The sequence below is a fragment of the Methylobacterium endophyticum genome, assembly GCF_050591105.1.
GTDB lineage: Bacteria > Pseudomonadota > Alphaproteobacteria > Rhizobiales > Beijerinckiaceae > Methylobacterium.
Window position 1 is genome coordinate 174,613 of the sequence record NZ_JBNHES010000002.1, and the last position, 20,782, is coordinate 195,394.

At 72.5% G+C, this 20,782-nt stretch carries 17 protein-coding genes; 9 read left to right on the forward strand and 8 right to left on the reverse strand.

Translation table 11 applies throughout. The annotated features are described in order from the left end of the window. Nucleotides 1-4 precede the first annotated feature (4 nt). Nucleotides 5-442 (reverse strand): hypothetical protein, encoded by a 438-nt coding sequence (locus ACP56T_RS03370; protein WP_430910694.1) that lies wholly within the window; start codon nucleotides 440-442, stop codon nucleotides 5-7. Between the two features lie 337 nt (nucleotides 443-779). Between ACP56T_RS03370 and ACP56T_RS03375 the strand changes: the two genes are divergently transcribed. Next, nucleotides 780-1,955: a vWA domain-containing protein gene (locus ACP56T_RS03375; protein WP_430910695.1), complete on the forward strand. Its 1,176-nt coding sequence runs from the start codon at nucleotides 780-782 to the stop codon at nucleotides 1,953-1,955. A gap of 10 nt (nucleotides 1,956-1,965) precedes the next feature. Here the strand turns inward: ACP56T_RS03375 and ACP56T_RS03380 are convergent, their stop codons facing one another. Further along, the gene (locus ACP56T_RS03380) at nucleotides 1,966-2,286 is read right to left on the reverse strand and encodes a 2Fe-2S iron-sulfur cluster-binding protein (RefSeq protein WP_430910696.1); all 321 of its coding nucleotides are present in this window, start codon (nucleotides 2,284-2,286) and stop codon (nucleotides 1,966-1,968) included. Between the two features lie 132 nt (nucleotides 2,287-2,418). Next, nucleotides 2,419-2,769 (reverse strand): Hpt domain-containing protein, encoded by a 351-nt coding sequence (locus ACP56T_RS03385; protein ID WP_430910697.1) that lies wholly within the window; start codon nucleotides 2,767-2,769, stop codon nucleotides 2,419-2,421. A 295-nt stretch (nucleotides 2,770-3,064) separates the two neighbouring features. On the opposite strand from ACP56T_RS03385, the gene ACP56T_RS03390 reads away from it, so the two are divergent. Next, nucleotides 3,065-9,460, forward strand: coding sequence for an apolipoprotein A-IV repeat region-like domain-containing protein (locus tag ACP56T_RS03390; protein ID WP_430910698.1), 6,396 nt, complete (start codon nucleotides 3,065-3,067; stop codon nucleotides 9,458-9,460). 52 nt (nucleotides 9,461-9,512) lie between these two features. Here ACP56T_RS03390 and ACP56T_RS03395 read toward each other — a convergent pair whose 3' ends face one another. Together ACP56T_RS03395 and ACP56T_RS03400 are read right to left on the reverse strand one after the other, a co-directional pair. After that, complete coding sequence (locus ACP56T_RS03395) at nucleotides 9,513-9,950, reverse strand: DUF1489 family protein (protein ID WP_430910906.1); 438 nt, start codon at nucleotides 9,948-9,950, stop codon at nucleotides 9,513-9,515. A gap of 93 nt (nucleotides 9,951-10,043) precedes the next feature. After that, complete coding sequence (locus ACP56T_RS03400; RefSeq protein ID WP_430910699.1) at nucleotides 10,044-11,108, reverse strand: hypothetical protein; 1,065 nt, start codon at nucleotides 11,106-11,108, stop codon at nucleotides 10,044-10,046. A gap of 102 nt (nucleotides 11,109-11,210) precedes the next feature. Between ACP56T_RS03400 and ACP56T_RS03405 the strand changes: the two genes are divergently transcribed. From ACP56T_RS03405 to ACP56T_RS03425, 5 genes are all read left to right on the forward strand, one after another. Beyond that, nucleotides 11,211-12,446, forward strand: a complete 1,236-nt coding sequence (locus ACP56T_RS03405) for an MFS transporter (protein ID WP_430910700.1) — start codon at nucleotides 11,211-11,213, stop codon at nucleotides 12,444-12,446. 60 nt (nucleotides 12,447-12,506) lie between these two features. Beyond that, a complete protein-coding gene (locus ACP56T_RS03410) occupies nucleotides 12,507-13,655 on the forward strand; it encodes an ABC transporter permease (RefSeq protein WP_430910701.1) in 1,149 nt (382 codons plus the stop codon). Nucleotides 13,656-13,679: 24 nt separating this feature from the next. After that, complete coding sequence (locus tag ACP56T_RS03415) at nucleotides 13,680-14,468, forward strand: ABC transporter ATP-binding protein (RefSeq protein ID WP_430910907.1); 789 nt, start codon at nucleotides 13,680-13,682, stop codon at nucleotides 14,466-14,468. A 92-nt stretch (nucleotides 14,469-14,560) separates the two neighbouring features. Beyond that, nucleotides 14,561-15,643 carry an MlaD family protein gene (locus ACP56T_RS03420; RefSeq protein WP_430910702.1) on the forward strand — a complete coding sequence of 361 codons (1,083 nt, stop codon included), beginning with the start codon at nucleotides 14,561-14,563 and terminating at the stop codon, nucleotides 15,641-15,643. Between the two features lie 115 nt (nucleotides 15,644-15,758). Further along, a complete protein-coding gene (locus ACP56T_RS03425; protein ID WP_430910703.1) occupies nucleotides 15,759-16,343 on the forward strand; it encodes an ABC-type transport auxiliary lipoprotein family protein in 585 nt (194 codons plus the stop codon). A 7-nt stretch (nucleotides 16,344-16,350) separates the two neighbouring features. On the opposite strand, the gene ACP56T_RS03430 is transcribed toward ACP56T_RS03425, so the two are convergent. The 3 genes from ACP56T_RS03430 to thiE form a co-directional block, all read right to left on the reverse strand. Continuing rightward, on the reverse strand, nucleotides 16,351-16,980 hold the full coding sequence (locus ACP56T_RS03430) for a helix-turn-helix domain-containing protein (protein ID WP_430910704.1): 630 nt from the start codon (nucleotides 16,978-16,980) through the stop codon (nucleotides 16,351-16,353). Between the two features lie 98 nt (nucleotides 16,981-17,078). Then, nucleotides 17,079-17,888, reverse strand: a complete 810-nt coding sequence (gene thiD, locus ACP56T_RS03435; RefSeq protein WP_430910705.1) for a bifunctional hydroxymethylpyrimidine kinase/phosphomethylpyrimidine kinase — start codon at nucleotides 17,886-17,888, stop codon at nucleotides 17,079-17,081. Beyond that, nucleotides 17,885-18,595 carry a thiamine phosphate synthase gene (gene thiE, locus ACP56T_RS03440; protein WP_430910706.1) on the reverse strand — a complete coding sequence of 237 codons (711 nt, stop codon included), beginning with the start codon at nucleotides 18,593-18,595 and terminating at the stop codon, nucleotides 17,885-17,887. Before thiE ends, thiD begins: the two co-directional genes overlap by 4 nt. Before the next feature lie 278 nt (nucleotides 18,596-18,873). On the opposite strand from thiE, the gene ACP56T_RS03445 reads away from it, so the two are divergent. Then, nucleotides 18,874-19,872: an NUDIX hydrolase gene (locus tag ACP56T_RS03445; RefSeq protein ID WP_430910707.1), complete on the forward strand. Its 999-nt coding sequence runs from the start codon at nucleotides 18,874-18,876 to the stop codon at nucleotides 19,870-19,872. A 41-nt stretch (nucleotides 19,873-19,913) separates the two neighbouring features. After that, entirely contained in the window at nucleotides 19,914-20,687 is a 774-nt protein-coding gene (locus tag ACP56T_RS03450) for a fumarylacetoacetate hydrolase family protein (RefSeq protein ID WP_430910708.1), read from the forward strand. Nucleotides 20,688-20,782 lie beyond the last annotated feature (95 nt).

Below are 20,782 nucleotides of genomic sequence, written 5' to 3' on the forward strand. Positions count from 1 at the left end.
AGCTCTACGGGGGAGGCGCGGTCTCGTCGGCGTCGCGCGAGCGCGGGCAGCCGGCGGTCACGGGCGCGGGGGCCGGAGCGGCGGCCCTGCGCTCCTTGGGCTCGTAGCCCGGCGCGAAGAAGCAGCGGTAGACGATCTCGTCGGGCGGTCCGAGGGACGTGTCCAGGGGGATGCGCACGGTGTCGCCGGAGAACTTCCAGCGCCGCGTCCCCTTGTCCCAGTACAGCCAGACCGTCGTCGGGTGGCCGCGCAGGCTGAACACCGCCGCCTTGCGCGAGAGCGCGTGGACCGAGCGCAACTCGTACATGCCCTTGTCGCGGTAGGCGGCGCGTGCCGATTCCGGTTGACGATCGATAAACGTGTTCTGGATAATCTGAATCGTCGCGCCGGGCTGAGCGAGGAATCGCTTGAAGTCGGCGAGGGAACGCAAGACGACGGCCACAACGCTCCTCCTCGACTTAGCCGGACAACAACCGTTCCGGCATTGACAGCGACACCGATCACACGCTCTCATGATTCCCATGACAGTGCAGGTGCCCTGAACAGGCGACTTCGCCGACGTATCAACAGAAAACGGGACTTATACCCAGCATCCACAACCTTGCGGGCGAACCATCGGCCCCGCGCTCGACTCGGGCTCGTCCTCCGGTGAGCCGGCGTCGATTCCGGGACAGCGGGAAACGACTTGGCTTTCCTCGCGCGCGACCGCGCTTCGGGGCGCCCCGGCGGAATTGGCGGCACGCCTTGACCCCGGCGGCGGCCTGCCGCCAATTCCGCCGATGCTGCTCCAGTTCTTCACGGCGCTCCGCGAGGCGCGAGTCCCCGTCACGCTGCGGGAGTACCTGACCCTGCTCGGCGCCCTGGAGCGCGACCTCGCCGACAAGCGGCTGGAGGACTTCTACCATCTCTCGCGCGCCGCCCTGGTGAAGGACGAGCGCAACCTCGACCGCTTCGACCGGGTCTTCGGCACGGTGTTCAAGGGCATCGAGAGCGTCGGCGAGGCGGTGGAGCCGGCCGCGATCCCCGAGGAATGGCTGAGGAAGCTCGCGGAGAAGTACCTCACCGAGGAGGAGAAGGCCGAGTTGAAGGCGCTCGGCTGGGACAGGCTGTTCGAGACGTTGAAGCAGCGCCTCGCCGAGCAGAAGGAGCGCCACCAGGGCGGCTCGAAATGGATCGGCACCGGCGGCACCTCGCCCTTCGGCGCCTACGGCTACAACCCCGAAGGCATCCGCATCGGCCAGGACGGCAACCGCAACTTCCGCGCGGTGAAGGTCTGGGACAAGCGCGAGTTCCGCGATCTCGACGACGGCGCCGATCTCGGCGGCCGCACCCTCCGCATCGCGCTGAGGCGCCTGCGCCGCTTCGCCCGCTCGGGCGCGGCCGAGGAGCTCGACCTCGACGGCACCATCCGGTCGAGCGCGGCGCGCGGCTATCTCGACCTCAAGCTGCGGCCGGAGCGGCGCAACGCCGTGAAGGTGCTGCTCTTTCTCGACATCGGCGGCTCCATGGACCTGCATGTCGAGCAGGCCGAGCAGCTCTTCTCCGCCGCGCGCTCGGAGTTCAAGCACCTGACGCATTTCTACTTCCACAACTGCCCCTACGAGGCCGTGTGGACGCAGAACCATCGCCGCCACGACGAGCGCATCGCGCTGACCGACGTGATCCGCACCTATCCGCCCGACTACAAGGTGGTGTTCGTGGGCGACGCCTCGATGAGCCCCTACGAGATCGCCATGGCCGGCGGCTCCGTGGAGCACTGGAACGAGGAGCCCGGCGCGGTCTGGCTCCAGCGGGTGCTGGAGCACTTCCCCAAGGCCGTCTGGCTGAACCCCGTGCCGGAGGCGCACTGGGGCTACACGCAATCCATCGGCATGGTCCGGTCCCTGGTGGAGAACCGGATGTTCCCGCTGACGCTCGACGGGCTCGACGGGGCGATGCGCGCGCTGCTGCGGTGAGCGAGCGCCGTCAGCCCTGGCGGGCGGGGGTCGCCACGATCAGCCCGTCGAGCTCGGGCGTGATGCGGATCTGGCAGGACAGGCGCGAGGTCGCGCGCACGTCGGAGGCGAAATCGAGCATGTCCTGCTCCATGGGCTCGCCCTTGCCCACGACCTCGGCCCAGGCCTCGTCCACGTAGACATGGCAGGTGGCGCAGGCGCAGGCACCCCCGCACTCGGCGTCGATGCCGGGCACGTTGTTGCGCAGAGCCGTTTCCATGACGGTCGCGCCGACCGCGCCCTCGACGGTTCGCGCCGTGCCGGCATGGTCGACATAGGTGATCTTCGGCATCGGCGGCTCCGGGCTCGACCGGTCAGGTGGGTGTAACGTCGTCCGGCGCCGCCTGATTGGAGGGGCCGGCATCGGATTGCAAGCGCGCCGGTGCCGCGCCCGCGAAAACCGCGCGTCGGAAGGCGGATTGCGTCAGCCGCCGGCCTCGATTTCCGCGAGCACCCGGTTGGCGGCGGCATCGAGCTCGGCGAGCGCCGCCGCATCCGCCGCGCCGGTCCGGCGCAGGCCGTCCTCGATCGGGGCGCAGAGGTCGCGGATTCGAAGCGCCCCGATCCCCGCCGCCGACCCCTTGAGGGTGTGGGCCTTGTCCGCCCGGTCGGCCGGGTCGAGCGCCGCGTCGGCGATGCCCGGCACCAGGGCGCGGCACTGGCCGGCGAACAGGGAGAGAAGTTCGCGCGCGAGATCGGCGTCGCCGGCCGTCTGCTCCGCGAGGAAGGCGTGGTCGATCTCGCGCACCGTCTCGTCCGCTGTCGGTCCTGGCAAAACGGGCTCCTTCCCGGCTGTTCGCAGGCTCCGTTAGCGCCGGGCGGCGGGGCCTGTCCACAGTCGCCCCCGCATCGCCGGGGCGGGGTTAAGCCTTGCCGCAGCATGGGAAAGGTCCTCGCCGGAGCGGCGCGGGCGCGCGTGGTAACCATTCCGTTAAGGTTTTTTGGCGAGCGGCCCCGGTCCGGGTGTCTTCGAGGGGCGGCCGGGTCTAAACTTCCTTGGTAAACGGGTATTTGTGTCTTCCTGTCCGGGCGCGGACGGACAGGCTGGACCACGCGTACAGAGGCGTTGCATGGCCACCGAGAAGAAGCTCAAGGACCCGGCCGAGGCGGCGCTGACGGCGATCGAGCAGGCTTTGAGCCTCGACATCCTCGCGCCCGACGCCGCAAAGCGGAACGAGCCGCGCCTTCCCGATGTCGGCGACGGCGACCTGCTGACCGAGAGCGCGGGCCGCCAGACCCCGCCCCGCCTCGATCTCGACGCGCCGCTCGCCTCCGACATCCCGCCGCCCGACCAGCCGCGCCCGGCCCGCGAGGGCGGCCTGCTGCCGCCGGACCGCTCCCTCGTCGCCAACGACGACCGCCGCAATATCGGGATCCTCCAGCAGACCCTGCGGGTGCGCCCCTCGCGCAAGCCCTACGTGATCGCCGGGGCCGTCGCGCTGCTCTGGCTGAACGGCATCGCCGCGCTGGCCTGGCACCAGTCGGGGGGCGACCTCAAGACCTTCCTGCTCGGCCTGACCGCGCTCCAGGCGTCCGTGGCCGCCGCCGCCATCGTCGGGCCGATCGTGCTCTTCCTGATCACGGCCATGCTCGCCGTGCGCGCCCAGGAGATGCGCATGGTCGCCCGCGCCGTGGGCGAGGTCGCCGTGCGGCTCGCCGAGCCCGAGAGCTTCTCGACGGACGCCGTGCTCACCATGTCGCAGACGGTCCGCCGCGAGGTTGCCGCCGTCGGCGACGGCGTCGAGCGCGCCCTGGCGCGGGCCGGCGAGCTGGAGACCCTGGTGCGCGGCGAGATCGCCACCCTGGAGCGCGCCTATTCCGACAACGAGATCCGCATCCGCTCCCTCGTCGACGAGCTGGTCGCGCAGCGCGAGTCCATCGTCAGCAACGCCGAGCGCGTGCGCGGCGCCATCTCCGGCACGCATCACAGCCTGAGCCAGGAGCTCGACGGCGCCGCCGAGCGCATCGTCGCCGCCATGACCGGCGCGGGGGAACGCGTTACCAGCGCCATCGACGCGCGCGGCGAGGCCGTCACCACGGCCCTCGGCGGGCGCGGGGACGCCATCACGGCGGCGCTCGGACAGGCCGGCGACCGCGTGGTCGAGGTGATGTCCGGCCGGGCCGAGGAGGTCACGCGCGCCTTCGAGCAGACCGGCAGCCTCATCACCGCGACGCTGGCCGACAACGCCGGCCAGGTCGCCAAGAACCTCGCCGAGACCGGCGCCGGCGTCATGGACGCCATCACCCGCCAGGGCGGCGAGGTCCGCGAGACCTTCGAGCGCTCGGCGCAGAACCTGGAGGCCACCTTCCTCGCGCGGGGCGGCGAGATGGCCGAGCGATTCCATTCGACCGGCGGCGAGATCACCGCCCGCTTCGCCGAGACCGGCGACGCGCTACGCGCCCATTTCGCCAGCACCGGCGCTGCCCTCTCCGACGACATGGCGACCCGCGGCGCCGCGCTGCGCGCCGAGATCGAGGCCGCCGGCACCAGCGTTTCCGAGCTGATCGAGACCCGTGGCCGCGACACCCAGGCTGGGCTGGCGCTCGCCGCCAGCGGCATCGTCGAGACCTTCGCCGCGCTCGGCGACAGCTTCGAGCGCAGCGCCAACGGCGCCGTCGAGAACCTGCGCGCGGCCGTCGGATCCCTCGGTGCCGAGATGTCCGGCCGTGCCGCCGAGGCCGCCGAGCTTCTGCGCCGCAGCGCCGAGGAGACCGGCGTGGCGCTCGGCGCCAGCACCGCCGAGGCCGCCCAGTCGTTCCGCCGCTCGGCGGCCGGCGCCACGGGCGAACTGGAGGCGCGCACCGTCGAGGCGGTGCAGATCTTCGAGAGCCGCCTCGCCGTCACCGCGAGCGAGCTCGCCCAGCAGGCCGCCCAGGCCGCCGAGCACCTGCACGCCACCACGGCCGGCGTATCGGACGTCGTCGCGCGGCGCACCACCGACGCCGTCGCCCGCTTCGGCGAGGCGGCCGAGAGCCTGCGCGTCTCCTCCGACGGCGTGCTGAGCGCCGTCGAGGCGGGCACCGCCGGCATCCTGGAGCGCTTCCGCCAGTCGTCGGAAGGGCTGCACGGGGAGCTCGGCGCCCGCGTCGAGACCGCCGTGGAGGCCCTGCGCCGCACCGTCGAGGCGCTCAACGCCGAGCTCGCCGGCCGCGCGGAAGCCGCGACCGCGTCCATCGCGCATGCCGCCGACGGCGTCGGCCGGGAGCTCACCGGCCGGCTCGGCGACCTCGAGACCGCCTTCGGCATCCATGGGCGCGGCATGACCGACCTCATTGCCGGCCAGGTCGAGGACGCCCATACCCGCCTCGCCGGCACCGGGCGCGACATCGTGCTCGCCGTGGCGACGCAGGGCGCGCGCGTCGCGGACGCCCTCAACCAGACCGGCGCCACCTTCGCCGAGGTCGCCGAGACCCGCACCCGCGCCATCGACACGGCGCTGGGCGATCGTCTCGCCGCGCTCCACGACACCATCGCGCGCGGCGACATCCTCGCCGAGCGCATCTCGCGCGACACCGCCACCCTCGGCGAGACCGTGTTCGGCCAGCTCGAGGCCATGGACCGGATCGTCACCGTCCAGGGCAAGGCGGTCGCCGACACCATCGGCGAGCGGGCCCGCGAGGCGTCGCAGGCCGTCGAGACCCATCTCGGCGCCCTCGAGGAGCGCTCCGCCCGGCGCTCGAGCGAGATCGAGGAGACCTTCGGCAACCTCGTCTCGCGCATCGACGCCCATCTCGGCGCCCGCGCCACGGCCCTCAACGAGGCGCTGGTGCTGCGCACCGGCGAGATGGCCCGCGTGATGACGGAGGGCAGCCGCGACCTCGTCCAGACCATCGACGCGCGCACCGACGGCATCGCCCAGGAGATCGCCGCCCGCTCGACCGAGATCGGCGACACCTTCGACCGCCGCGCCAACGATCTCGTCCTGCGCCTCGACCAGACCGCCGGCCGCTTCGACACCGACGTGCTCGCCCGGCTGGAAGCCATCGGCGCCGCGCTCCAGGAGCATGGACGCGCCATCGACGCGACCCTCGACCGGCAGGCGGAGACCATTCGCGGCGCCTTCGACGAGCGCGGCACCGGGCTCGCCCGGCTCATCGACGAGCGCACCGCCGCCATGGGCGACGAGCTCGACCAGAGGGGCCGCGCGGTGTTCGGCGCGGTCGGCTCGCGCATCACCGAACTCGCCCGCCTCTTCGACCACGGCGGCGCGGCGCTCGGCGAGCTCATCGACCGGCGTGGCGAGACCATGCTCGCCAAGCTCAAGGAGGCCATGGCCGAGGTCGAGCACCTGCTCGCCGCCGGCGAGGGCCGCATCGGCTCCGCGCTCCAGGCGCGGGCCGGCGACATGAACGCCCTGCTGGACGAGGGCGTGCGCACGGTCCACGGCCTCCTCGACGCCCGCGCGGGCGAAATCCGCACCCTGCTCGACGACTACACGGGAACCCTCGACGCGCGCACCGACGCCATCGGCGGCGTCCTCGAAGGCCGGACCGACGCGATCCGCAGCCTGCTCGACGGCCATGCCGGCGCCGTGGCGACGGCCATGGACGACCGTGCCCGCAACCTCGGCTCGGTGCTGGAGAACCGTGCCGGTGAGATCCGCGCCCTGCTCGACGACTACACGGGCACTCTCGACACATGCACCAATGCCATCGGTGGTGTCCTCGAAGGCCGGACCGACGAGATCCGTAGCCTGCTCGACGGCCATGCCGGCGCCGTGGCGACCGTTCTCGACGACCGCGCCCGCAGCCTCGGCTCGGTGCTGGAAAACCGGACCGGCGAAATCCGCAGCCTGCTCGACACCCACGCGGATGCCGTCTCCTCCGTCTTCGACCATCGCGGCCGCACCATCGGCTCGTTGCTCGAAGGCCGCACGGGCGAGATCCGCGCCCTTCTCGACGAGCATGCGCGGGCGCTCGACGCGACCCTCGACGGCCGCGTCGGCCCGCTGCACGACACCTTGAGCGAGCGCGGCCGCCAACTGGTGGAGAGCATCGAGCATGCGCTGGGCGGCGCCTCCGGCGCGCTGGAGGATCAGGCCCGCATCATCGGCGAGATGTTCGAGGGCCGCCTGCGCGACCTCGACGGTCTGGTGGAGAGCCGGACCTCGGCCCTCTCGCAGGCCATCGACGCGCATGGCGCCTCGCTCACCCAGGCCGTCGATACCCGCAGCGAGGCCTTCACCCAGCGGATCGACAGCCGCATGAAGGTCTTCGCCAGCCTGGTCGCCGCGCGCGGCGACGCCCTCGCCACCGCCTTCGACGAGCGGCACGACGCCTTCGCCGGGCTCGTGGACGAGCGCATCGCGAACTTCGCCGTGGCGCTGGACGAGCGCGCCAAGGGGCATGCCGCCGCGGCCGAAGCCCATATCGCGGCCCTGTCGGCGGCGCTGGACGAGCGCAACGCCGCCGTCGCCGCCCTCATCGACGAGCGCACGGAGCGGATGGGCTCGGGCTTCGAGCGTCGCGCCAACGCGCTGGGCGCGCTGGTGGATGCCCGTGGCGAGGCCCTCGCCCGCCGTCTCGCGGAAGGCGCCGAGCGCATCGTGCGCGCCATCGAGGAGCGCGGCGGAACCCTGGTCGAGACCGTCGACGGTCGCGGACAGGCGATGACCGAGGCGCTCGACGGCAACATCCGGCGCCTGCGGGAGCTGGTCGACGGGCCCGTGCTGCGGCTCTCCGACGATCTCGGCGAGCGCGGCGCGGCCATCGAGCGCGTGCTCACCGAGACCGGCGTGCCGCTGGTGGAGGAGCTGCGCCGCCGCACCGAGGAGCTGGCGGTCCAGTCGGCGAACGCGGCCCAGACGCTACGCGCCTCCGTCGAGGACGGGGCGGCGCGCGCGGTGTCCGGCCTCGCCGAGACCGGCGACCGCCTGCGCCGCGACCTCGGCGCGCTGCTCTCGCGCATCGGCGCCGCCAATGCCGCGCTGACCGAGCTCGTGTCCGGGGCCGGCGAGAATCTCGGCGCCATCGAGCAGGGGCTCGCCGGGCGGGTCGAGCAGATCCAGACGGCGCTCTCGGCCATCGCCGCCGAGACGGCGCGGGCGAGCGACGGGGTCGGCGCGCAGATCGGCCTGCTCCAGAACGTCGCCCAGGGCGCCCTCAAGGAGGCCAATGCGCTGGCCGGTGCCCTCGACACCCACGGCCGCAGCCTGTCCGAGCGCAGCCGCGGCCATGTCCAGGCGCTCTCCGACGCCGCCGGCACCCTGGCGGGGGTCGAGGAGCGGCTCGGCGCCACCATCTCCGGCCGCGAGGGCGCGCTGACGGCGGCGCTCGCCGGCATCGAGGAGCGCTCCACCGCCCTCGAGGCGCAGACCGAGCGCTTCGGCCGCGCCATCGAGGACGCGCTGCGCGGCGCCGAGGAACGCGCCCGCAGCGTCGGCACCGAGCTGTCGGACCGGGCGCGGGACGCCGGGGCCGCCGTCACCGGGGAGTTCGAGAAGCTCCAGGCCAGCGCCGGCTCGGAGGGCGAGCGCGCCACCCGCGCCGTCCGGGAGGCCGTCGAGGCGGCGACCCGTGAGGTGCGCACCGTGTTCGAGGCGGCCCAGGCGCGCCTCGGCGAATCCACCGCCGGCATGCGCGAGATGGCGGCCTCCATCCGCTCCGATCTCGAGGCCACCCGCGCCGAGCTCAGCCGCGGCGTGCTGGAGATCCCGAAGGAGACCCAGGACGCCACCAGCGAGATGCGCCGCGTGGTCTCCGAGCAGATCGAGGCCCTGAACGAGCTCTCGGCTCTCGTCGCCCGCTCGACCCGGAGCGTTGACGTCGCGCAGCCCCAGGCGGCCGTCGCGGCGCAGGGCGGCGGCCAGCCGCAGGCCGCCCGGCCGGCGGTCCAGCAGCCCGCCGCGCGACAGGCCGCTGCGGCTCCCGCGAAACCGGCCGCGCCCTCCCCGGCGCCCGCCACCGCCCGCCCGGCCGCCCAGCAGGCGCCCGCGCGCGGCGAGACGGTGGCTCTGCGCGCAGGCACGCAGCCCCGTCCCGGCGCGCCCGCCGGCGGCGACAAGCGCGGCTGGCTGTCCGACCTGCTGACCCGCGCCTCCCTCGACGAGGACGAGGACGGCACGCCCGCTCCCGCCGCCAAACCTTCGGCGGACACCGCCGCGAAACCGGCCTCCGGCGGCCGCGCGGCGCTCGACACCATCGCCACCGACATCGCCAGGATGATCGATCACCGCACGGCGGTGGACCTGTGGGAGCGCTACCGTCGCGGGGAGCCGAACCTGTTCGGGCCCGGCATCTACACCGCGCAGGGCCGTCAGACCTTCGAGGAGCTCCAGCGCCGCTACCGGGCCGACGCCGAGTTCCGTCGCACCGTGGACCGCTACGTCAACGAGTTCGAGCGCCTGCTCGGGGACGTTTCGAAGAACGACAAGGACTCGCGCCGGGCCGACGCCTATCTCACCTCCGAGACCGGCAAGGTCTACACCATGCTGGCCCATGCCAGCGGCCGGTTCGAGGGCGTGTGAGACCCGCGCGCCCGCGCTGTCGGACTGTCCGACAGCGCGGGGCGAGACCGGATCAGAGAAGCCCCAGCCCGGCCAGTTCCCGGCGCATGGCCTCCGGCATCTCGGCGATGTCTCCCGCCGTCGCCGCGTCGAGGTCCGGCGGCGCGTCGGCGGGGGCGAGGTAGCGCCAGCCCTGGAACGGTCGGCACGGGCGCGGCGCCACGGGCACGAGGGGCGAGGCGAAGACCAGGCGGCAACGGCCCACGCCGTCCTCGCCGGTGAAGGGCTCTATGGCGCCGATCGCCTGCCGGCAGCAGAGCGTGCCCCGGATCACCCAATAGATCGAGCCCTGCCCCGCGATCTCGGCGAGGCGCTTCGGGACCATGCGGGTGACGTGGAACGGCGCGGTGTCGCGCCCCTCGGCCAGGGCGTCGAGTCCCCGGCGGATCTGCCACTCCTGTAGCTCCGCCATCGAGTCGGGGCCGACGCTGAGCTTCAACAGATGGAGAATCGCCCGCTCCGTGGAGACCGGGCGCGGAGGCGTCCGGGGGACGTCTCTATAGCAGAGCGGGTTCCGCCCGTGCAGCCGTTCGCGGACGGCCGATCAGGTGAACAGCGCCAGCTTCTCCTCGAGGGTGAGGTCGTCGAGATCGGCGAATTCCAGCATGGGTTCCGAGGTCGGTTTGGCCGCCGGAGCGTCCCCCTCCCCGTCCGTGACGGCCGCTGCCGGGGCGTCCTCGTCATGGTCGAGGGCGGCCGCCTGAACGGGAGCCTCCTCGTCCGCCGCCAAGTCGAAGGAAACGTCGAACAGGTCGGCGGTCCCGGCCGCCTCTTCTTCGAGTGCCTCCGGCGCGGGCTCGGACGACACGAGGTCCGCGGCCTGTTCGAACGCGATGCCGGCGTCGCCGGTGCTCGGCACGAAGATCAGGTCCTCGTGGATCGGCAGCGGCGCGCGCGCGGGCGGCGGCGCCGGAGCCTGCGCGGCGGGCTCCATGTCGATATAGCGGTCGACGTCGCTCTGGCAGAGGTCGTCCAGAACGGGATCGGCCGCGCCCTGGCGCTCGCCGGGGGCCGGGGGCACCTCCTCTTCCTCCCCCCAGATCGCGATCATCGCGATCAGCCGCTCCTCGAGGTAGCGCAGGGTATGGACGATGCGGCCGGTGCGCTGGGCGGTCAGGTCCTGGAACGAGCAGGCGGTGTAGATCTGGGTGGCGCGGCGGTCGAGCTCGTCGCAGACGGCGCCGTCGGCGCCGCTCTCGCGCAGGGTCCAGGCCGCTTCCTGCACCTCCTCGGCGGCGCCGAGGATGTCGGAGGTCGCGCGCTCGGTGGCGCGCACGATGGCGTCGAGCGCCTCGGACGCCACGCCGAGCCGGCTCTGGTCCTGGTTCGGGGCGCTGATCGCGGCCATCTCGGCCTTGGTGCGGGCGATGGCGTTGGCCATCTCCATGAGGTCGCCGCGCAGGCGCCCGAACCCCTCCGGCGCGCGCTCCCCGGCGACGGCGTTCTCCAGCTTGCCGATGGCGCCGAGCAGCATCTCGGTGTCGGCGTTGCGGTTGCGCCGGGCGTATTCGGCGAGGAACCAGCGTCCGCGCGAGGTCTCGGCCACCGCCGCCTCGATCATCTCGAAGGCGGAAGGGTCGAGGGGGCTCAGGGAATGGGGTCCCGACATCAATCCCGTCCTCGGAGGCCACGGCCGCGCGGGCCCGGCAGACGCATTACGGCCGACAATTTGACAGAGGCGGTTTAACGGGCGCTTACGGAGATATCCCGCATGCCTCCCCGGAGGCCGAGCCGGGCCCGAAACCTCCTCCAGCCCCCGCCCTTGCCAGACTCGCGCCCCTACCGGCTGTCGCTCCTCTACGCGGTGGTGTTCGTCGAGATCGGCATCGCCATGCCGTTCACGCCCGTCTGGCTCGACGCGCTCGGGCTCGACGCGCGCGTCATCGGCCTGCTGCTGGCGCTGCCCATCGCGACGCGCATCCTCGCCACGGCGCCGCTGATGAGCCTGATCGACCGGGGAATCGGGCCGCAGCGGCTCGTGCTCGCCGCGAGCCTCGGCGTCGCCCTGACCTATGCGACGATGCCGGCCGTGGCCGGGTTCGGCTGGCCGGTGCTGGCGGTCGTCGTCGTCCTGAACGCCGTCGCCGCCGCGCCGCTGGTGCCGAGCATCGACTTCCTGACGCTCTCGGCGGTGCGGCGGGACCCGCGCCTCGACTATGCCCGCATCCGCGTCGCCGGTTCCGTCGCCTTCCTCGCCGCCAACCTCGCGGGCGGGGCGATGCTGGTGGAGCTCGGCGGTCGGGTGGCGGTGCCGGTCTTCCTCACCGGGTTCGCGCTGATCGCGGCGCTCGTCGCGGCCGCGATCCGGCTCGGGGACGCCGCCCGGCCGCCGCCGCCCGTCGCGGGCCCCCGCCCCGCCCTGCCGACGAGCCTGTGGTTCTCCATTCTCGCCGCCGCGGCGATCCAGTCGAGCCATGCCGCCATCTACGGCTTCGCCAGCATCCACTGGACCGCGCACGGCTTCTCCACCGCCACGGTGGGCGCGCTCTGGGCGACGGGGGTCGCGGCCGAGATCGTGCTCTTCGCCCTCGCCGGGCGCCTGCCGGAGCGCTGGAAGAGCCCGTTCCGGCTCCTGGGACTGGGCGGGGCGGCGGCGCTGGCGCGGGCTCTCGGGATGACCGTGCTGGGGGGCGAACTGCTGCCGGTGGTGGCGCTCCAGACGCTGCACGGCCTCACCTTCGGCGCCACCCAGCTCGGCGCCATGGCGGCGGTGTCGCGCTTCGCTCCCGAGGGTGCGCGCGGCCGGGCCCAGGGGACGCTCAGCGCCGCGAGCGCGCTCGCGGCCGCCTGCGCCACCCTGCTCAGCGGCGTCGTCTACCGGGCAGGCGGCCCGCTGGCCTTCGCGCTGATGGCACCGGCCGCCCTCGCCGGATTGGCCTTCGTGGCGATGGCCGCGCGCGCGGCCAAAGCGGAGCCGTTTGGCGCCGCCGCCACGGAAAGGCTATGATAACCCTGTTCAGATCAGAGAGACGGGCAATTCCGCCGGGACGCCGGAGACGCTGAGGCCGTGCGCACGGACGACGCCACCATCGCAGACGGGCGCGCCGATGCCGCCTTCGACGAGGCCGGCGGCCGCGTCGCCCTCGCCGGCCGCTGGACCGCCGATCAGGCGCCCGGCGTCGAGACGGTCGCCGCCCGCATCGCGGCGATGGCGGCGAGCCGGCCGATCCAGATCGACCTGAGCGGGATCATGCGTCTCGACACGCTGGGCGCCTGGGTGCTGGAGCGGACGCGCGGGGAGATCGAGGCGGCCGGCGGCCGGCTCGCCTATGCCGGCACGAGCCCGGAGCACCGCATCCTGCTCGGCGAGATGGGCCTGCGCGAGCCCGAGCCGCCGCCGCGCGAGACGCATGGCGCGATCTACCAGTTCCTCGACGCCTTTGGCCGGCGCACCATGCGCGGCAAGTACGACGTCGTCACCGGCATCGCCTTCCTCGGCGAGGTGGTGACGGCCTGCGGCCGCGTGGCGCTCCGGCCCGGCACCTTCCGCATGACGGCGCTGGTCAACCAGATCGAGCAGGTCGCCTGGCGCGGCGTGCCGATCATCGCGCTGATCTCGTTCCTCGTCGGCGGGATCGTGGCCCAGCAAGGCATCTTCCAGTTGCAGCGCTTCGGCGCGCAGACCTTCGTGGTCAACCTGATCGGGCTGCTGATCCTGCGCGAGCTCGGCGTGCTGCTCACCTCGATCATGGTGGCGGGCCGCTCCGGCTCGGCCTTCACCGCCGAGATCGGCTCCATGCGCATGCGCGAGGAGGTCGACGCGCTGCGCGTCATGGGGCTCGACCCCATCGAGATCCTGATCGTGCCGCGCATCCTGGCGCTGGTCATCGGACTGCCGATGCTGACGCTCGTCGCCTCGCTCGCGGCGCTCGCCGGCGGCGGCCTGACCGCGATGCTCTATGGCGGGCTCACACCCGAGGGCTTCCTGGCCCGGCTCCAGGCGGCGGTGTCGGTGCAGCACGTCATGGTCGGGCTCATCAAGGCGCCGTTCATGGCGCTCACCATTGGGATCATCGCCACCATCGAAGGCTTCGCGGTGGAGGGCTCGGCCGAATCCCTCGGCCGCCACGTCACCGCCTCAGTCGTCAAGTCTATCTTCATGGTGATCGTGCTTGATGGACTCTTCGCTGTGTTCTTCGCGGCCATCGATTTCTGAACCGTGCTCGCACCCGCTCCCCCCATGGCCGGCGCGCCCGCCGACGCGATCATCCGCGTGCGCGACCTCGTCGTGGGTTTCCGCGACCGCAACGTTCTCAAGGGGCTGAACCTCGACATCCGCCGCGGCGAGATCCTGGGATTCGTCGGCCCGTCGGGACAGGGCAAGTCGGTCCTCACCCGCACCATCCTCGGCCTCGTGCCGAAGCGCTCGGGCACCATCGAGGTCTTCGGCGAGGATACCGACAGCCTGAACACGGCACGCCGCCGCAAGATGGAGCAGCGCTGGGGCGTGCTCTTTCAGCAGGGCGCCCTCTTCTCGGCGCTGACCGTGAAGCAGAACATCCAGATGCCCATGCGCGAGCACCTGAATCTGTCCGAGCGCCTGCTCGACGAGTTCGCCCGCCTGAAGATCGAGATGGTTGGCCTGAAGCCCGATGCCGCCGACAAGTTCCCCTCGGAGCTGTCCGGCGGCATGATCAAGCGCGCGGCGCTCGCCCGCTCGCTGGCGCTGGACCCCGAGATCCTCTTCCTCGACGAGCCGACCTCTGGCCTCGACCCCATCGGCGCCGGCGAGTTCGACGAGCTGGTCGCGACACTCAAGCGCACGCTCGGGCTCACCGTCTTCATGGTCACGCACGACCTCGACAGCCTCTACACCGCCTGCGACCGCATCGCGGCGCTGGGCGACGGCCAGATCATTGCCGAGGGGCCGATCGAGGCCATGCTGGCGAGCGACCATCCTTGGCTGCGCTCGTATTTCCACGGCAAGCGCGCCCGCTCCATCGTCACGGGGGCGGCCGCCCATGCGTGAGGCCCCGTATCCCCTCGCCGCCTCCGGCGCGATGACGGCGCGTGCGCCAGCGCACAGCCCGTCGCGCGCGAAACCGGGAGACGCCTGATCCGATGGAGACACGCGCGAACTACGCCCTCGTCGGCGGCTTCACCATCGCCGTCATTCTCGCGGCCTTCGGCTTCGTGTTCTGGTTGCAGGGCGGCTCGTCGCGCCAGGTCCGGCAGGCGGTGCGGATCGTCTTCTCCGGCAGCGTCGGCGGCCTGGCGAAGGGCTCGGGCGTCACCTTCAACGGCATCAAGGTCGGCGAGGTGAACGACGTGCGCCTGCTGCCGCAGGACCCCCGCCGCGTCGTCGCGGTGGTGCATGTGGAACCGACGACGCCGCTGCGCGCCGATACCCGCGCGCGCCTCGATTCCGCGATGCTCACCGGCGTCTCGGTGATCGCGCTCTCGGGCGGCAACGCCGACGCTCCCGCCCTCGCCGCCGGCTCCAACGGCGAGATGCCGACGATCTTCGCCGATTCCTCCGACATTCAGGACATGATGGCGGCGGCCAAGCAGATCGCGCAGCGCGCCGACGACGTGCTCCAGCGCCTCGACAAGGTGGTCGCCGGCAACGAGGGCGCCATCACCCGCACGCTCGCCAATGTCGAATCCTTCTCCAAGACCCTGGCCGAGGCCGGCCCCGCCGTCAGCGCCCTGGTGAAGGCGGTGGACGGGACCAAGCTCAACCGGGTGATCGACAATGCCGACCGCTTCTCGGCGGCGCTCTCCACGGCCAGCCCCGACATCGAGGCGGGCCTGCACGACGCGCGCAGCCTCGCCGGCAAGCTCAACGCATCGGCCGACAAGATCGACGGCGTCCTCACCGGCGCGCAGGGCTTCCTCGGCTCGGCCTCGGGCCAGCAGGGCGCCTCGACCTTCGCCGAGATCCGCGAGGCGGCGGTATCGGTGCGCGATGCCGGCAAGGCGTTCCGCCAGCTCTCGGAGAATCTCGACAAGCGCACCGCCAACATCGCCACGAGCTTCGGCCGCCTCTCGGGATCGAGCCGGCGCGAGGTCGAGGCCCTGTCGAGCGACGGACAGCGCACCCTCGGCGCGCTGAACCGCACGGTGAAGAGCCTGGAGAAGGACCCCTCGCAGGTGATCTTCGGCGGCAAGCCGTCGTTGCCGGAATACAACGGTGGGCGCTGAACCCCGCGGCGCGGCAAAGTCGGTGCGGCGGCGCACGGCACCTTTCGAGCTTTGCCGTATTGTCCCCCTGTCCCCGCCCGGCGGTTCCGCCGGCGTCAGGCACAGGTATGTCCGCATGCATCGTCGCCTTCCCGTGATCGCGCTCGGCGCGAGCCTGATCGCTGCCGCCCTCGGCGGCTGCGGCGGCGCGGCTCCGCTGACCTTCGACCTCGCCGCCGTCCCCGGCTCGGCGCGGCCGGGAGGCGCGGCGCGCTCCATCGTGATCGCCGAGCCCACCGGCCTCCAACCCTTCGAGTCGGACCGGATCATCGTGCGCGAGCCCGGCGGCTCCCTGTCCTTCCTCGGCGGCGGCCAGTGGGCGGACCGCCTGCCCCGGCTGATCCAGACCCGGCTGATCCAGAGCCTCGAGAATTCCGGCCGCCTGCGCTCCGTGAGCCGGCCCGCCGACAAGGTCGCCTCGGACTATCAGCTCATCAGCGAGATCCGGGCCTTCGACATCGCGGCCGGCTCGGGCGAGGCGGTGGTGGACCTCTCGGCGAAGCTGATCGCGGAGAGCTCGGGCAAGGTGGTGGCCGCGAAGGTCTTCACGGCGCGGGTGCCGGTGGGCAAGGTCGAGGCGGGCGCGGCGGCCTCGGGGCTCGATCAGGCGCTGGCCGGCGTGCTCGCCGAGATGGTGCGCTGGGTGAACACGGGGCGCTGAGCGCGCCCTACTCCATCACCGCGGCCTTCATGATGACGACCATGGTCGCCTTGCCCGGCGCTTCGCCGACGCAGCGCACGCTGTGCGGCCGGTCGCAGCGGTAGCGCAAGGTCTCGCCCGTCCGCGCCCGCTGGACGACCCCGCCGATCTCGACCTCGAACACCCCGTCGCTCACCGAGAGCGATTCCACCGATCCGCGCTGGTGGGGATCGGAATCGAGGACGCCGCCGGGATCGGCCGTTACCTCGTACCATTGCAGCCACTCGACGGTCTTGATCCAGCCGATGATGGCGAGCCGCACCTTGCCGTCCTCGGAGAGAAGGATCGGCGTGTCGGCCCGCGACGACTTCTCGAGGAAGGGCTCCTCGTCGCCGCTGGCGAGCACCCGCTCGATGGAGACGTCCAGCGCCTGGCTCAGGCGCCAGATGGTGGCGAGCGTCGGGTTGGTCTCGTTGCGCTCGATCTGGCTGATGATCGACTTCGCCACGCCGGATTGCTCGGCGAGCTCGGACAGCGAGAGGTTGTAGGCCTTGCGCAGGCGCTGGATGGTCTTGCCGAGCTGCCCCGAGAGGACCTGGGCTCCCGTCAGAAGGTCGCGGCCGCGCACCCGCTCGAGCCGTTCCGCACTGTCCTGCATATCAAACCGCCGCGCCGCGTCGTTCCGTTATCCGAACGAACGTACGTTCCATCAAACGCAAATCGCGACCTGAAAGCAAGGCGTCAGAGGTGCCTGTCCTATGGCCAGAGGGCATGCATGTGATGCAGCGGGCCGTGACCATGGCCGATCGAGAGCTGGTCGGCGGCGGCGATCGCCCCGGTGACGTAGCGCTTGGCCTGCGCCGCCGCGTCGGTGAGGGAGAGCCCCTTCGCCAGCCCCGCCGCGACCGCCGAGGACAGGGTGCAGCCGGTGCCGTGGGTGTTGCGGGTGGCGATCCGGGCGGTCGCGAAGCGGCGCAGCGTTCCGTCCGAGGCGACGAGATGGTCGACGCTCTCGGTGCCCTGCGCGTGGCCGCCCTTGATGAGGACCGCCCGCGCGCCCATCCCGAGGAGGCGCCGGGCCTGGGCCACCGCCTCCTTCTCGCTCGCCGCCACCGGCTCGCCGAGGAGCGCCGCCGCCTCGGGCAGGTTGGGGGTGATGACGTCGGCGAGCGGCATCAGGCGGCCGCGCAGGGCCTCCACCGCCTCGTCCGCGATCAGCCGGTCGCCGCTTGTGGCGACCATCACCGGATCGAGCACCACCGGCACGCCCGGCGCCAGGCGGGCAAGCGCGTCGGCCACCGTCTCGATGACGGCGCCGCGCGCCAGCATGCCGATCTTCACGGCCGCGACGGCGAGATCGGAGAAGACGCTCTCCATCTGCGCCGCCACGAACGCTTCCGGCACGTCGTGGATGGCCTGGACGCCTTGGGTGTTCTGCGCCGTCAGTGCCGCGATCACGCTGGCGCCGTGGACGCCGAGGGCCGCGAAGGTCTTGAGGTCCGCCTGGATGCCGGCTCCCCCGCCGGAATCGGAGCCGGCGATGGTGAGGGCGATGGGAACGCTCATGCCGCGCCCCTCTCGGACAGGGCCGCGTCGACGCGCTGGCGCAGGTCGCGCGCGCGGCCTTCCACGGCTTCCGCGCCGAACAGCGCCGAGATGACGGCGATGCCGTCGGCGCCCGCCGCGACGATGGCCGCCGCGTTGCTCGAATCGATGCCGGCGATGGCGCCGACCGGCAGCGCCCGACCCCGCGCCAGCCGGGCGCGGAAGGCGATGCGGCCGAACCCGTCGAGCCCCACCGGCGGGTCGGGATTGTCCTTGCTCGTGGTGGCGAAGACGCCGCCGATGCAGGCGTAGTCCACGGGCAGGCGGTAGAGCTCGTCGGCCTGCGCGCCCGTCTTCAGGGTCAGCCCCACGACGCCCAAGGGGCCGAGCAGGCGGCGGGCGTCGTTGGGATGCATGTCGGACTGGCCGAGATGCACCCCTTCCGCCTCCGCCGCCAGGGCGAGATCGACCCGGTCGTTGACGAGGACGGGCACCCGGCCGGCCACCGCCGCGCGGATGGCGCGGATGCGCTCCAGCGCGGCGCGGGCATCCGGGATGTCCTTCTCGCGGTACTGGAGCAGCGTGCAGCCGCCGGAGACCGCCTCCGCCGCCATCGACGCGAGTCGCGCTCCGTCGCCGCCGCAGACGCCGACATCGAGGATGCCGTAGAGGCGCAGGTCCACGGGCGGCCCCGCCCGACCCTGCGAAGGAGACGCTCCCAGGCTCACGGGGCGGCCCTCGTCGCGATGACGGCGTTCATGCGCTGCTCCCTGTCGGCGCTCTTCCGGCGTGTCGTCCGTCCGGTGTGAGCGCCGGAGCGGCGATTGGCAAGGATCGCCTCGGCAAGGACGGCCCTGGCAAGGATCGCCGCCCAGCGCGCGGTCAACCGCGAAGTGGCCGCGCGAGGCGGGCTCCGCGTTGACGCGGCGGCCGGTTCTGCGGCTAAAGCGGGGACCGGAGGCGGGCCGTCGCCGTCCGGCCCCCGAGGAAACGGCACCCGGCTTCGATGACCACTGCGGACGCCCCAACGGAGGAAGGAGACGCCGGCTGGTCCGTGCCGAGCCCCTCCTCCGTCGGTCTCGTCGCGGTGATCGTGGCGGCGACCGGAGGCGAGCCGCGCTCGCTCACGGTGCGGATGCAGGGGCAGGCGGAAGGGCGCCAGGACGGCCTGCCCGCCGGCCCCCTCGTCCACGAGCACGCCACCCTGGAGAAGGGCCTGCGCGCCTGGGTCGAGCGCCAGACGCACCAGCGTCTCGGCTATGTCGAGCAGCTCTACACCTTCGGCGACCGCGACCGCTCGGCGGGCGTCCAGGAGGGCGCCCACTCGCTGTCCGTGGCCTATCTGGCCCTGGCGCGCGAGCTGCGGCCGGCGGGGCTGGCGGAGGCCGCTTGGCGCAACTGGTACGGCTACCTGCCCTACGAGGATTTTCGCCGCGGACGCCCTGCGGCCCTCGACGCCATCGAGCCGAAGCTGCTCGCCTGGGCGGCCGAGCCGGCGGATGCCAAGCTGCGGCGCCTGCGCGAGGACCGGATCGGGCTGACCTTCGGCCTCGGGGGCGCGGCCTGGAACGAGGAGCGCGTCCTGGAGCGCTACGAGCTTCTGTTCGAGGCGGGGCTCATCCCCGAGGCGCAGGGCAATGTCGGCGCGGCCCGGCCGAACGATCCGATGGGCGCCCCCATGGCCTTCGACCACCGCCGCGTGCTGGCGACCGCGATCGGGCGCCTGCGCGGCAAGATCAAATACCGCCCGGTGGTGTTCGAGATGATGCCGCCGACCTTCACCCTGCTCCAGCTCCAGCGCACGGTGGAGGCGCTGTCGGGCACGCTGCTGCACAAGCAGAACTTCCGGCGCCTCGTCGCCCAGCAGGGTCTCGTCGAGGAGACGGAGGACGTCACCAGCGGCGCGGCCGGACGCCCGGCCCGGCTGGTGCGCTTCCGCCGGGAGGTCCTGCTGGAACGCCCGGCGCCGGGATTGCGGCTGACGCCCTCGCGGCGGGCGCCGTGACGGCGTAAGCCGGACATCACAACAACAACGGGGAGGACAAGATGGCGCTTTGGATCAGGTTCGCGCAGGCCGACCGCACGGGGTTCGGCACGCTGGAGGGCGAGACCGTCCTCGTGCATGAAGGCGACATGTTCTCGTCGCCCCAGCCCACCGGGGAGCGGCTCGCGCTCGCCGGCCTGCGGCTGCTGGCGCCGACGCGGCCCACCAAGATGATCGCCCTGTGGAACAACTTCCGGGCGCTCGGGGAGAAGCTCGGCGTGGCTGCGCCCGAGGAGCCGCTCTACCTCCTGAAGGCGGCCTCCTCCTTCCAGGACCCCGAGACCGAGATCCGCCGCCCGGCCTCCTACCAGGGCCGGATCGTGTACGAGGGCGAACTCGGCATCGTCATCGGCACGCGCTGCGGGGATGCCTCCGAGGCCGAGGCCGAACGGGCCATCTTCGGCTATACCTGCATCAACGACCTCACCGCCTCGGACGTCCTGAACAAGGACCCGAATTTCCCGCAATGGGTGCGGGCAAAGAGCTTCGACGGCTTCGGCCCCTTCGGCCCGGCGGTCGCCACGGACCTGCGCCCGGAGACGCTCAGCGTGCGCACGATCCTCAACGGGCAGGAGCGGCAGAACTATCCGATCTCGGACATGGTCTTCCCGGCCGCCAGGCTCGTCAGCCTGATCTCGCGGGACATGACGCTGGAGCCCGGCGACGTGATCTGCTGCGGCACCTCCGTCGGCGTCGGCACGATGAAGGGGCCGCGCGACGTGGTCGAGATCGTCATCGACGGCATCGGCACCCTGCGCAACACCCTGGTACAGTGAGCGTTCAGGCGGGCAGGCGCCAGACCGGCACCGGCCCCTTGCCCTTCACCTCGACGAGATGGGGGCCGTCGAAGGCGTAGCGGCCGGCGAGCGCC